Genomic DNA, 13,231 nt, shown 5'->3' on the forward strand with positions numbered 1-13,231 from the left:
GTCTTTTTTTTTTGTTTTATGAAGGATAATAAGTTTATTCAGGTATAGAGGCATTCGAAATATTTAATGGGTAAGGAGTGGGTCGGATATGTTGTTATCGGAATCGGCACTACGTAGGAACCTATTTTGACGGACATATAGTCTCTTGTTTTCTGTGAAAACCCTCTTTTGGAGAGGCTAAAGGACATACAGTTCCTTATTTGTGAAAAAACACACTACATTAAAGTGATTTAGGCTAAATAGCGCACTGTATGTCCGTTGCGAATGCAAAATAGCCTTCAAACCGTAGAATAAGATACTATATGTCCGTTAGCATAGCATCACTTTTTGTCCTAAACTATCCCTCGCTCCATTAATACCACCATTCAGTAAACCTTCAACATAATAGGGCCATTAACGACTATAAAAACCAAACTGTAACAAGTACTCAAATTACAAATTCAACCCTTAAGATGGAAATAACATGGAAATAAATAGACCACGCATGATAAACCTTCATGTTACTCATACTAACCATAAACTTCTCTAGATAAGGAGGGGTGTAGATGAGTACGACTGTTTATCTCAGAATGAAAAGCAAAATACAAGCGAAAAGAAATCAAACCTTATACTTATCCGATGTTGCCTATATCTCTGGTGAAGAGGAATGGAAGGAAAAATTAAATGAAATTGAGCTTTATCGTATAAAAGGAACCGATCGAAACATTGTCATTTTAGATGTCTTTCGAGTGATTTACATGCTACACCAACTTCATAAGAACTTAGAAATTCAAGCGCTTGGTCCTAATCAAACCATCGTAACGATACCAAGTAATAAGAAACAGCCTTCCCTTTTATTGGTGTGTGTCATATGGTTATTGTTATTCGTTGGTGCAGCGATGGCAATAATGAATTTTCATTATGATGTCAGCATGGAGGAAGTACAACAGAAATTGCATTTCCTGCTGACAGGTGAACAAAAGGAGCACCCTTTATGGATTCAAATACCTTATTCTCTTGGACTAGGTCTTGGTATGATCCTTTTCTTTAATCATCTATTTAAGAAACGAATTAATGAGGAACCAAGTCCTCTGGAAGTAGAAATGCATAAGTATCAACAGGATTTAGATCAATACATTGTTTATCATGAAAATCATATTACGAAGGATAGCGATTATGATGATTCATCCACTAATTGAATCTTTTATCGGCTTAGCCTCTGGGTTAGCGGTAGGAGCTGGCTTCGTAGCATTTCTTACTGTGTTAGGTATTATACCAAGGCTTGTTCAACTAAGTAAGAGTGCTAGGTACACAAGGTTGTATGAACTATGTGTGGTTCTAGGTGTATTATTTGGTACTCTTCTATCTTTCGATGATATTCCCGTTTCTTTTCCGGTAATCATACTAGCAATTTGGGGTGGATTCCATGGAGTTTTTATTGGAATGTTAGCGGCTGCTTTAACGGAAGTATTAAATGTATTTCCTATTTTAGCGAGACGGATTGGAATGGAAAAAAGTCTATTATGGTTTTTAATGGCGATTGTACTAGGAAAGATTTTCGGTTCCTTGTTTCAATGGACTATCTTTGTAAACTAAATTGAGGTGTATCATATGAGTGAAAAATTCAATCAACAGCAGTATGACAAAACGGTTAAAGAATACCAACCTAAGCCGAGTTTAATTGGAAATTGTCTAAGAGCATTTCTAGTGGGCGGAAGTATTTGTTTACTTGGACAGTTCTTAACGGGTCTATACATGGATTTGTTTAATATGACAGAACGAGAAGCAGGGAATCCAACTGTTACTACTCTAATTTTATTATCAGCATTATTAACTGGGTTTGGAGTGTATGACAAAATTGCTCAATTTGCAGGAGCAGGTTCAGCTGTTCCTGTTACGGGATTTGCTAATTCTATAACGAGTGCGGCCTTGGAACATAAAAGTGAAGGTTTAGTTCTAGGTGTGGCTACAAATTTATTCAAGCTTGCAGGCTCTGTTATCGTATTTGGAGTTGTGGCGGCTTATATCGTAGGTATTATTAGATATGTATTTCAAGCAATCATGTAGGAGGAATGGTGATGCGCAAAGCTGGAAAACAAACTTGGATGTATGAGAATTATTTATATTTAAATTCAACTGGGACGGCGGTTGGGCCTAAAGAGGCGGAAGGACCGCTTGCGGATACGTTCGATATTAGCCATGATAAGTTACATTGTGAAGAGGCGAACTGGGAACTAGCTGAAAGACGATTGATGAGTGAATCTATAGATGTTTGTTTATCAAAGGCAAATATGTCGAAAGATCAAATTGATTTATTTTTAGCAGGGGACTTACTTAACCAAAATGTGACGTCCAATTATGTCGCTAGATCTTTATCCATTCCTTTTTTATGTATGTTTGGAGCATGCTCGACCTCGATGGAGACGTTAGCTGTAGGAAGTGCCCTCATTGATGCGGGATTTGCAAATCATGTTATTGCAGCAGTGAGCAGTCATAATGCTACTGCAGAGCGACAGTTTCGATATCCAACAGAGTATGGCGGACAAAAACCGAAAACAGCAACTTCCACTGTTACCGGTGCTGGTGCAGCTTTAGTTTCAAAAGTGAAATCTGAAATAAGAATTGAATGTGCAACGATAGGAAGAGTAATGGATTATGGCACAAAGGATCCATTTGATATGGGGTCAGCGATGGCACCTGCTGCATATGACACAATCAAAACACACTTTGAAGATACAGGAAGAAAACCAGAGGACTATGATTTAATTGTTACAGGAGATTTATCAGGAGTAGGTAGTGTCATACTAAAGGATATGTTGAAAGAAGATGGCTACACAATAGATCAACTCTACAATGATTGCGGATTAATGGTGTATAACAGTGACCAACAAGTATTTGCAGGAGGAAGCGGCTGTGCCTGCTCAGCAGTTGTGACTTACGGTCACCTTGTCCAAGCTCTAAAAGAGGGACGTTATAACAAGATTTTTGTTGTTGCAACAGGTGCTCTTATGAGTCCAACCATGGTTCAGCAAAAGGAAACGATTCCAACCATTGCTCATGGTGTGGTACTGATGAGGTCAGAAGGAGGCGGACAATAATGGATTATGTATGGGCTTTTGTTGTAGGGGGAGGTATTTGTGTTATTGGGCAAATTCTTTTCGATATCTTTAAGCTAACCCCTGCACATGTGATGTCCTCATTTGTTGTAGCTGGTGCTGTATTAGATGGTTTTGATATATACGATAAGTTAATTGAGTTTGCTGGAGCTGGCGCTACGGTTCCGATAACAAGCTTTGGTCATTCTTTACTTCACGGGGCGATGGAACAGGCTGAGGAAAATGGATTCATGGGAATCGCAATGGGTATCTTTCATTTAACATCTGTAGGTATTGCCTCTGCAATCTTATTTGGTTTCCTAGTGGCTGTTATTTTTAAACCAAAGGGGTAGATGGACATGCATGCCAAAAAAGTAATTGTTGTTACAGATGGAGATGAATATGCTCGGAAGGTACTTCTTTCCTTGTCGGAAACTTTAGGCGGCACCTGTTTAGCCCATCTTTCCGCTAATCCAACTACGGCTTCTGAACATGAGATACTTGCTTCTATAAAATCTGCTAAAAGTGAACCAGTTTATGTTTTGTTTGATGATGCTGGTATTCCTGGTATAGGGCCAGGAGAGAAACTATTAGAGCAAATAGCAACTAACGAGTCCGTTCAAATTATTGGTGCAATCGCTGTCGCATCTCATACAAAATTTAGAGAATGGTCTCGTTTTGATTTCGCTATTGATGGTGACGGGGAATTAGTTCCTTTTGGTGTTGATAAAGAAGGAATACCTGAAATGGAAGTGGGGAGGATAAGCGGGGATACGGTTTACTGTTTGGACCAATTATCAATCCCTACCATCGTTGCCATTGGTGATATAGGGAAGATGAGAGGTAAAGATGATATAAAAAAAGGGGCCCCCATTACGAGAAAAGCAATTGAGTTAATTCTGGAAAGGGCTGAGGAAAATGAAATCTCAGAGTGATACTCCCATCTTTAAAAATCTAAAAGATACCGAAAAATTCATGAAGGAACATGCTGGTGTAGGTGTTTCTTTTGACTTGGGTTTTCGAAAAATAATTATATTCGAACGCGAAGTTGATATATTTTACTTAACAGGGTTATGTGATACGGAATACATCATAGAAATAATGGAAAAGTTGGTTGAGATCAATGATGTAGAGAGACATAACCGCTCTAAATTGGTTTCTATCATAGAAAACAGGCTTGTTCATCAACAAGTTCGAAAAGCTACTTCCATGAATGATGCCATTACTCAAATGCTTTCGGGCTTAATTGTTATCTTTATTGATGGAAGCACAGATGCCTTCATCGTTGATGTTCGTTCCTATCCAGGTCGCTCTCCAAGTGAACCGGATACAGAAAAAGTAGTACGTGGTAGTCGAGACGGATATACAGAGAACATAATTGAAAACACTGCTCTTACAAGACGACGAGTACGAGATGAACGTTTACGGCATGAAATTTTTCAAGTTGGAGAACGCTCTAAGACAGATATATGTATATCCTATTTAAAAGATGTTGCAGACCCTGGTTTAATTGATCTAATCAAACATGAAATAAAACAAATTGATACAGATGGTCTTTCCATGGCTGATAAAACGGTCGAAGAATTTATCGTAAAACAAGGAAAGATTCCTTTTCCATTAGTACGGTACACAGAAAGGCCAGATGTTGCTTCAGCCCACCTTTTTGAAGGCCACGTGTTAATCATGGTGGATACAAGTCCAAGTATGATTATAACACCTACAACGTTCTTTCATCATGTACAACATGCAGAGGAGTATCGACAAACACCAATTGTCGGTTCGTTTGTTCGATGGATCCGTTATTTTGGAATTTTTGCGTCCCTATTTCTTTTGCCATTATGGATGTTGTTTGTTATGGATCCAACGCTACTACCAGCTAACCTACAGTATATTGGACCTCAAGATGAAAGCAATGTGCCGGTTATCATACAATTAATCTTAGCTGATATAGGTATAGAGTTTTTAAGGATTGCTGCGATTCATACCCCAACACCACTTTCAACTGCTATGGGATTAATAGCAGCGGTGTTAATCGGTCAAATTGCGATTGATGTGGGATTGTTTATTCCTGAAGTTATTTTATACGTTTCCGTTGCGGCAATTGGTTCCTTTTCTACACCTAGTTATGAACTTAGTGTTGCAAATAAAATTAGTCGACTATTGTTGATCACCATTACTGCGCTCTTTGGAGTAAAAGGATTTATGATTGGATGTACACTTTATATCCTAATGTTAACTAGAACAAATTCATTAAATACTCCATACTTTTGGCCGTTTATACCATTTAATTTCATGGCATTGATGCAAATATTATTTAGAGTATCAGTACCGTTATCGAAGAAACGACCAAGTATCGTTCACCCTCGAAACGATTACCGCAAATAGGTAATTCCATATTGAATAAAAACGCATGGTATGATAAATTGATTTTAATCTTTCAGTGCGTAAAAGGAAAGAAGGCAGGAGGACTGCCTTCTTTTTGTAGTATAAACGTGTTTCTTTATATAATATAGAGAGAATAATGTAGATTAGATCGTTTAATGGGAGTGGGTAAGCATGAATCGAACAGAAAGCAATGAACTAGGGCATCTAACTATAGCGGGTGTTGATGCTGTAGATTTAGCTAATACATATGGGACACCTCTTTTTGTCTATGATGTAGAACAAATAAGAAAGAACGCTCAAAGCTTCGTTCAAACATTTAAGGAGTTAGGTGTTCAAGCACAAGTGGCGTATGCCTCAAAAGCTTTCTCTTCCGTAGCTATGCTGCAAGTTGCTCAACAAGAAGGCTTAAGCCTAGATGTGGTATCACAAGGAGAAATGCATACTGCCATCCAGGCAGAATTTCCTAAGGAACGCATACACCTACACGGAAATAATAAAAGTATGGATGAGCTAGAAATGGCTATAAAGGAAGGCATTGGATGTATCGTAGTAGATAACTTCCTTGAGATTGAATTACTAAAAGAGTTGTTAACCAAATATGAGCAACAAATGGATGTGCTACTTCGTGTTACACCTGGTATTGAAGCGCATACCCATGATTATATTCTTACTGGTCAAGAAGATTCCAAATTTGGGTTTGATCTTTGGAATGGTCAAGCTGAACAAGCATTATTACAGTTGCAAGCAAGTGATCGTATTCATGTAAAAGGACTTCATTGTCATATCGGATCGCAAATCTTTGAGACGCATGGTTTTATTATGGCGGTAAAAAAGCTGTTTGAAGCATTGGGGAACTGGAAAGAAAAGCACGGATATACTCCAGACGTTCTAAATCTTGGCGGAGGATTTGGTATAAAATATACGGACGAAGATGAACCATTACCACTTACAACATATGTGAAAGAGCTAGTAAAGGAAGTGAAGTCGCAATCAATGGAGTATGGCTTCACACTGCCTGAGATTTGGATAGAGCCTGGTCGAGCAATTGTTGGAGATGCAGGTGTTACCCTATATACTGTGGGTGCGATTAAACATATCCCAGATGTGCGAACGTATGTATCGGTAGATGGTGGGATGACGGACAACCTTCGACCTGCTTTATATCACGCTAGATATGAAGCTGCTGTTGCGAATAAGATGGATGCACCCATACACCAAACTGTATCTATTGCTGGAAAGTGCTGTGAATCTGGAGATATGTTAATATGGGATGTAGACGTTCCAGCTATAGAAAGCGGAGATGTATTGGCTACCTTTAGTACAGGTGCCTATGGATATTCAATGAGTAATCACTATAACCGATTTCCGAAATCCGCTGTAGTATTCGTAGAAGATGGTCATCATCAACTAGTTATACAACGTGAATCATACCAAGAGGTGACTAGACTCGATCTATCCTATGAACGTCCCTAGTAAAGAGGAGGAAATAACTATGAAAAAAGGAACAATAGAGTTCGAAAATGGAGAAAAAATTGTTTTTGATTTGTATGAGGAAGCTGCACCAGGTACAGTTGAGAATTTTGAGAAACTAGCTAATTCTGGTTTCTATAATGGATTATCTTTTCACCGTGTAATACCTGATTTTGTTATTCAGGGAGGCTGCCCAGAAGGGTCAGGTCGTGGTGGACCTGGTTACACTATAAAATGTGAAACAGAAGGAAATCCACATAAGCATCAACGAGGTGCCTTATCTATGGCGCATGCTGGTAAGGATACTGGTGGAAGCCAGTTCTTTATTGCTCATTCTCCTCAACCACATCTTGACGGAAGACATACCGTTTTTGGTCAGGTAACAGAAGGCTTAGACATTATTGACCGCGTTCGCGTCGGCGATGTTATGAATAAAGTCACGGTAGCAGAAGAGTAGAGTAAGTCATTGTGACTTACTCTTTTTCTTTGCATTCTCAAGGGATTAATGCTTTTATGAAAAGAAATCCCAAGCTACATACCTAGGACTTGATTTTATATGTGGAAGGAGAGAAGCATGGATTTTTTTGTATTACTCTTATTTGTCATTGCTCCTCTAAGCTTGTTCTTACATGAGTTAGCACATGGAATTGTTGCTTATTTCTTTCAATCTAGTTATATATACATCCAACTTGGTTTAGGTCCAAGTTTATGGGAGCGCAAACAAGGTGTTTTTACCATTACTATTAATTTGTTTATCTTCTTAGGAGCTTTAGCAGCTTATGAGCGTGATCCTGAACATACTCTGTCTGAACGTGCTATTATATCTGGGGCAGGGCCACTTATTAATGCCCTACTTGTACTTCTTGGTTATTTAATGTTTTATGTTGTCGAACATCCATATCTCTCACTATTTATTGCATTCAATCTATGGCTTACAACAATGAACTTGATTCCGTTTAAGTTTGCTAAAAAAAAATCAGACGGCTATGTAATAGCTGAAGCTTTATGGAAACGAATTTTCTCTTCTTACAGGTAACCTTTTCTACTCATTTTGAGATAGGATAAAAGGGCTTGCATTATGTGTAAATGTCGTTATAATAAGGGAGGAGTGATGAGGGTGAAGAAGAAAAACTGGATACTCTTTCTCATACTCTTAAGTATAAGTATGACGTGGGGAATTCTGTACTGGATATTCTTTGTCATTGAATAGGAAGACACTGAAGAGTATAATCTAGTTTATAAAACGACTCGTAAAGTACAGTTGGTACCTCTTATTTTTGGTAAGGTTGTTACGTTATTAATAGCGAGAATTAAGAAAAAAAGCTCTTCTGGTTAATGGCTGCAGTTGCCATTATTTTTCTGCTCTCCATGATAGGGAAGTTTTTTTCATAGCGAGGGGTAAATATGTTAATTCGATATAAAAAGAGTTTTGAAAAAATTGCCATGGGTCTTTTATCATTTATGCCGGAAGAAAAAGATGTAAAAAAGTTGATCGGCACTATAAAAGAGTATGAGACCAATGAGAGATGGCAATTGTTTTTATGGAAAGAAGAAGATATACTAGGTGCTATTGGTGTTCAAGTTGATGAAAATCAAGAACAAGCAGTTATACAACACATCACAGTTAATCCATCTCATCGGAATATGGGAATTGGAAAGAAGATGGTTGAAGCTGTGAATAATCAACTAGGAACCAAATATTCAGTATGCTCAAACACAAGAACAGAGGCATTTATTGAACACTGTGATGCTAAAGCTAAATAAATGAAATGTACTATAATAAAGCCAGCTCCTATCCGATAGGAACTGGCATTTTTTTCACCTTAGACTAAATGATTATGATCGGTTTTCTTCTCTTTTTTGTAATTGACGCTTCCGTTCTTCAATTACATCAGAACGATCTCTCTGTGAATGACGATGGATAAGCTCTGTATCCTCAAGGGGACTTGGTGCTCCATAGGTACAACCTAACTCGGTGCATCGCTCGTGCACAGCAGATAAAAGATGTTCATCTTTAATGGGGAGATTCATACTTTCATATGGTTTGTCTAATTCAAGTTTGTGCATAAGGTTTTCGAGGAACTCCTTCATTTTGTGTTGGTCTAACCCATATTTATCAAGGAGATTCTGTTTCTTAAGAAGAATGGTTTGAGCTTTCTGAGCTGTACGCATTGCCCCTTTATGATTGTTTCGGCGATAATGATACATTGCTACAGCCAACTGAATCAGGCCTACCCAGACAGCCTGTCTATCTAAAGGGGTTTCTTCCTTCCATCTATCCTCTAAAAGTTCATGACATTCGAAATAATCTCTTGTTCCATGAAAATGTGCAAGGTAGTCCACATAGGCTTGATCATACATAAAAAAAAGCTCCCTTTACTAAAGTACATTTGATAGAATCATTTTATAGTTTATCATACATAGGCAAAGAACCGTCAAAATAAAATGCGCGTTAAGCAAAGCTTAACGCGCATGGTGTTACTTAGTATAACCAGCTTGCACCTACGATAATCAAAAGAATAAACAATACAACGATTAGCGCGAATCCGCCACCATAACCGTATCCACTCATCTTTGAATTCCTCCTTTTTTCTGTTAACGGATAAATGTTTTTTTGATAACATTTATCTTACGGTATTACCATATGAGGGAAACGTCATATGTGTATGGGCGTTTCCACTAATAAAGTGATTTTTTTATTCTAAGTAGATAAAACTGTTTTATCATAAGAGGTGTAAAACGGTATAATTCGCTAGAAAGAAGCTAGAAAGGAAAGGCATATGAACCAAAGTTATACGGTTAAAATTGACGCCTTTGAAGGTCCCTTGGATCTGTTGCTTCATTTAATCAACCATTATGAAATCGATATTTATGACATACCAGTAGCCGAAATTACTGAACAGTACATGGCATATATCCATACAATGCAACAATTAGAATTAGATATAGCTAGTGAATATTTAGTAATGGCTGCGACATTGATTGCCATAAAAAGTCAAATGCTTTTACCTAATCAAGAGCTAGAGGTTGAAGATGAAGAATATGAGGAAGAAGATCCAAGAGAAGAATTAATGCGGCGTTTAATTGAGTACCGAAAATATAAGGAAGCGGCACAAGAACTTAAAGATAAAGAAGAGGAAGCAAACCAGATTTATACAAGACCTCCTCAACAAATAGAAACCGAGGATAAAGAAGCAAAACCTGTTATGACCCAAGGTGATATCACAATCTATGATATGATTGGCGCCATGCAAAAGCTACTCAACAAAAAGAAATGGGAGCAACCACTAGAGACGAGAGTACAACGTCAAGAAATCCCAATACAAGAGCGTATGGATGAGGTAATGTCACAAATAAAGAGTACTCCTCATGGTCTTCGATTTTTTGACTTGTTTCCTCAACCCACAAGGTCTCATATTGTGGTAACGTTCATTGCTATTTTGGAACTAATGAAAAATAGAGAAATTTTATGTGAACAGTCTAAACATTTTGAAGAACTAGTTGTATATAAATTGGAGGAGTAATATGGACACACAGCAATATAAAGCAATTGCTGAAGGTTTGTTATTTGTTTCCGGGGATGAAGGAATGACTCAAAAACAGCTTGCAGAAGTGATGGAAATAGAGATGGAAACGGTTCAGTTGGTATTAGATGAGTTGAAACAAGACTATGAACAAGATAGTCGAGGCATAACGATTATGCAATCGAAAGCCTATTATCATTTAACCACAAAGCCTAAACATGCAGCCTATTATCAACGACTAATCGATTCTCCTCATGCTTCTAGACTATCCCAGGCTGCTTTAGAAACGTTGGCTATTGTAGCGTATAACCAGCCTATTACTCGAACGGAGATAGAAGAAGTTCGAGGCGTGAAAAGTGATGGACCTGTACAAACTTTATTAAATCGGTCTCTAGTAGAAGAAAGAGGTCGAAAAGAGGGGTTAGGTCGTGCTATTTTATATGGGACAACTACTGACTTCCTGACATATTTCGGATTGACCTCATTAGAGGAGCTTCCTCCCCTACCAGAAGGACAAGAAAATGAAGATGTGGAAGATGAAGCAGATCTCTTCTTTGAATCATTTCAAGAAAATGTAGATTCTGACAAAGAACCTTTCTAAATAAAGGATTTTTTCACTTCGGGAAGAATAAGTATGTACAAAGTTTGTCATGAATAGGGGGAATGATTGAATGCAAATTATTGCATGTAACGGAATTGAATTAGAGAAAGAAAAACCAAATTCACCAGAAGACTTTTTTAATCAATCGGAGATAACGTATGTAGATAAAGGAAAAGAACATTCGCTTCGTATATTATATGTCCGATATTTTGAAACGAATCTATCTACATTAACACCATTTGAAACAGACCCTATTCTAACTTTAGAGCATGCTACTTTTTACTTGAGGGATATTGTAGCTTTAGTCGCACTTATTAAATATCCTGAATACAAAAATAGAAATCGAGTTTACATTAATCAAGAAGAAGATTTTAATGCCCTTTTTGAAGGTATTCATTGGGATAACCTTAAAAGCGTTTGTGTGACGCTATCGGAAGGGAATCGATTTGATTTAGAATCTACATTAGAATTTATTCAAGGATAAATTGTGCAAAAACCCTGTATTTTTCTGTGAAAAGCCATATAATAATAGTAATATGAAACCCTTTGGGAGGTTTAATGATGAATGACCAATTGGTTCTCACTCAATTGGAGGAAGTAAGAGATGTGATGGATACTTCTCTCCGAAAAATTAGTGATTTCCTTAATCAATATTCTATTCAACAATTGCTGAAGGAAGAGGGCAGTCATAACAAAGGTTATTACGCTTTATTGTTAAAATCTTTAAGACGATTAGAGGTCTTTTGTGATGAAGCTTATGAGAAAGTGCAACGCCTTTTGAATTCCCAATCTTTTCATAGACCTGCCGCGGAGAAAACGTTATATGGGATCTATCACCAATGTATTATGGAATTTTTCTCTCCGAAGAGTGATGCATGGAGAGAGGATAGTAGAGCAGCTTATACAGGTAAGAATGCGATAACATATTTCCATCAACCACCATATATATTAAGAAAATTAATGAACGAATTAGAAGGTGGTTTTCAACAAATTAGAGAAGCTTTAGCGTTCTATGAAGCAGACTATTTTAATCAAAAGAATGATAAGAACAAACGCTCCTCATCTTAGATGAGGAGCGTTTTCACTTTTAGTGGGCGATGGGCATACGATAGGGCGAGGTGATGGTATGCTAACAGCAAAAAAACAATACCTACATTCGTTGTTAAATTGGGCTGATGAAGTTGAAGAAAAAGTAAACAGCACTCACATGTCTGAAGAAAATCAAACAAAATGGAATAAACAAATGAAACAGTGGAAAAAAGGGATTCAGGAAGCATTAGAACAAGATGAGATATCCAAAGAGGAAATGAACAACCTTCAAGCGGAGGGACAAAAGTTACTACAAAGCTTGGCTACCTATTATAATAAAGAGCGAGCAACGAAATCAGTTCCCATAGGAGAGCATAAGCTTCCTCCTTTGCCATATGCTTATGATGCACTAGAACCATATATTTCAAAAGAAATAATGCGTCTACATCATGATGTGCATCACAAATCGTACGTTGATGGGTTGAACAAGGCTGAAAAGAAGTTAGCTGAACTAAGAAAGACCAATAAAGATGACTTAATCAAGCATTGGTTACGGGAACAATCATTTAATGGGTCAGGTCATTTTCTACACACGATATTTTGGTTTAATATGAAGCCAAATGGTGGCGGTAAACCAAAGGGAGATCTGCTGAAGCAAATCAATAAAGACTTTGGTAGTTTTGAAGCTTTTAAGAAACAATTCTCAGATGCTGCCAAGTCGGTTGAAGGGGTAGGATGGGCAATATTAGTTTGGGAGATGCGCTCTGGTAGATTAGCTATTCAAACCGTTGAAAAACACCAAATGTTTTCATTATGGGACGTAGTACCTCTTCTTGTATTAGATGTATGGGAACATGCCTATTATCTTCAATATCAAACCAAACGTGGGGAGTATGTGAAGAATTGGTGGAATATCGTTAATTGGGATGATGTAGCTAATCGTTATAATAGTGTAAAGGACTTAATCTGGAGTTTGTATTAGGTTCTAAAAAAAACATAAGACTAGTGGCACATAACAGGCTCAGGATATATTGTTCTGAGCCTATTAGAGGTGTAGTAACTTATTTAACTATAGCCCCATTATGTTGAAGACTTGGATTCGAGATATATTGGGATAGGTCCGATACTTTAAAATCATTAGGGTTGGG

At 37.5% G+C, this 13,231-nt stretch carries 18 protein-coding genes; 16 read left to right on the top strand and 2 right to left on the bottom strand.

Annotated elements, in window-relative coordinates:
• Positions 1-545: 545 nt before the first annotated feature.
• The 11 genes from N782_RS13080 (at position 546) to N782_RS13130 (ending at position 8,693) form a co-directional block, all read left to right on the top strand.
• Positions 546-1,178: a stage V sporulation protein AA gene (locus N782_RS13080; RefSeq protein WP_036820764.1), complete on the top strand. Its 633-nt coding sequence runs from the start codon at positions 546-548 to the stop codon at positions 1,176-1,178.
• Complete coding sequence (locus N782_RS13085) at positions 1,159-1,575, top strand: stage V sporulation protein AB (RefSeq protein ID WP_272913647.1); 417 nt, start codon at positions 1,159-1,161, stop codon at positions 1,573-1,575. Before N782_RS13080 ends, N782_RS13085 begins: the two co-directional genes overlap by 20 nt.
• A gap of 15 nt (positions 1,576-1,590) precedes the next feature.
• A complete protein-coding gene (gene spoVAC, locus N782_RS13090) occupies positions 1,591-2,046 on the top strand; it encodes a stage V sporulation protein AC (RefSeq protein WP_036820769.1) in 456 nt (151 codons plus the stop codon).
• Between the two features lie 11 nt (positions 2,047-2,057).
• A complete protein-coding gene (gene spoVAD / locus N782_RS13095; RefSeq protein ID WP_036820772.1) occupies positions 2,058-3,077 on the top strand; it encodes a stage V sporulation protein AD in 1,020 nt (339 codons plus the stop codon).
• Complete coding sequence (spoVAE, locus tag N782_RS13100) at positions 3,077-3,427, top strand: stage V sporulation protein AE (protein ID WP_036820775.1); 351 nt, start codon at positions 3,077-3,079, stop codon at positions 3,425-3,427. The genes spoVAD and spoVAE overlap by 1 nt, the downstream gene beginning before the upstream one ends.
• Positions 3,428-3,433: 6 nt before the next feature.
• Entirely contained in the window at positions 3,434-4,009 is a 576-nt protein-coding gene (gene spoVAEA / locus N782_RS13105; RefSeq protein WP_036820778.1) for a stage V sporulation protein SpoVABEA, read from the top strand.
• Positions 3,993-5,459 (top strand): spore germination protein, encoded by a 1,467-nt coding sequence (locus N782_RS13110; RefSeq protein WP_036820780.1) that lies wholly within the window; start codon positions 3,993-3,995, stop codon positions 5,457-5,459. Before spoVAEA ends, N782_RS13110 begins: the two co-directional genes overlap by 17 nt.
• A gap of 171 nt (positions 5,460-5,630) precedes the next feature.
• Positions 5,631-6,932, top strand: coding sequence for a diaminopimelate decarboxylase (gene lysA / locus N782_RS13115; RefSeq protein WP_036820783.1), 1,302 nt, complete (start codon positions 5,631-5,633; stop codon positions 6,930-6,932).
• Between the two features lie 19 nt (positions 6,933-6,951).
• Positions 6,952-7,386 carry a peptidylprolyl isomerase gene (locus N782_RS13120; protein WP_036820786.1) on the top strand — a complete coding sequence of 145 codons (435 nt, stop codon included), beginning with the start codon at positions 6,952-6,954 and terminating at the stop codon, positions 7,384-7,386.
• 117 nt (positions 7,387-7,503) lie between these two features.
• Positions 7,504-7,965, top strand: a complete 462-nt coding sequence (locus N782_RS13125; RefSeq protein ID WP_036820789.1) for a site-2 protease family protein — start codon at positions 7,504-7,506, stop codon at positions 7,963-7,965.
• Between the two features lie 368 nt (positions 7,966-8,333).
• Positions 8,334-8,693 carry a GNAT family N-acetyltransferase gene (locus N782_RS13130; protein WP_036820791.1) on the top strand — a complete coding sequence of 120 codons (360 nt, stop codon included), beginning with the start codon at positions 8,334-8,336 and terminating at the stop codon, positions 8,691-8,693.
• 72 nt (positions 8,694-8,765) lie between these two features.
• Here the strand turns inward: N782_RS13130 and N782_RS13135 are convergent, their stop codons facing one another.
• Both N782_RS13135 and N782_RS21065 read right to left on the bottom strand, forming a co-directional pair.
• Positions 8,766-9,290 carry a DUF309 domain-containing protein gene (locus tag N782_RS13135; protein WP_036820793.1) on the bottom strand — a complete coding sequence of 175 codons (525 nt, stop codon included), beginning with the start codon at positions 9,288-9,290 and terminating at the stop codon, positions 8,766-8,768.
• A 121-nt stretch (positions 9,291-9,411) separates the two neighbouring features.
• On the bottom strand, positions 9,412-9,501 hold the full coding sequence (locus N782_RS21065) for a YjcZ family sporulation protein (RefSeq protein WP_084103087.1): 90 nt from the start codon (positions 9,499-9,501) through the stop codon (positions 9,412-9,414).
• Between the two features lie 208 nt (positions 9,502-9,709).
• On the opposite strand from N782_RS21065, the gene N782_RS13140 reads away from it, so the two are divergent.
• The 5 genes from N782_RS13140 to N782_RS13160 all read left to right on the top strand — a co-directional run bounded on the left by N782_RS13140 (position 9,710) and on the right by N782_RS13160 (position 13,065).
• Complete coding sequence (locus N782_RS13140; RefSeq protein WP_036820796.1) at positions 9,710-10,453, top strand: segregation/condensation protein A; 744 nt, start codon at positions 9,710-9,712, stop codon at positions 10,451-10,453.
• Between the two features lies 1 nt (position 10,454).
• The gene (gene scpB, locus N782_RS13145; RefSeq protein WP_036820798.1) at positions 10,455-11,054 is read left to right on the top strand and encodes an SMC-Scp complex subunit ScpB; all 600 of its coding nucleotides are present in this window, start codon (positions 10,455-10,457) and stop codon (positions 11,052-11,054) included.
• Between the two features lie 70 nt (positions 11,055-11,124).
• Complete coding sequence (locus N782_RS13150) at positions 11,125-11,538, top strand: hypothetical protein (RefSeq protein ID WP_036820801.1); 414 nt, start codon at positions 11,125-11,127, stop codon at positions 11,536-11,538.
• 77 nt (positions 11,539-11,615) lie between these two features.
• Positions 11,616-12,122: a DUF3907 family protein gene (locus N782_RS13155; protein WP_036820804.1), complete on the top strand. Its 507-nt coding sequence runs from the start codon at positions 11,616-11,618 to the stop codon at positions 12,120-12,122.
• A 58-nt stretch (positions 12,123-12,180) separates the two neighbouring features.
• Complete coding sequence (locus tag N782_RS13160; RefSeq protein ID WP_036820815.1) at positions 12,181-13,065, top strand: superoxide dismutase; 885 nt, start codon at positions 12,181-12,183, stop codon at positions 13,063-13,065.
• Positions 13,066-13,231: the final 166 nt, after the last annotated feature.

Origin of the sequence: Pontibacillus yanchengensis Y32 (assembly GCF_000770635.1) — a bacterium.
GTDB classification, from domain to species: domain Bacteria; phylum Bacillota; class Bacilli; order Bacillales; family BH030062; genus Pontibacillus; species Pontibacillus yanchengensis.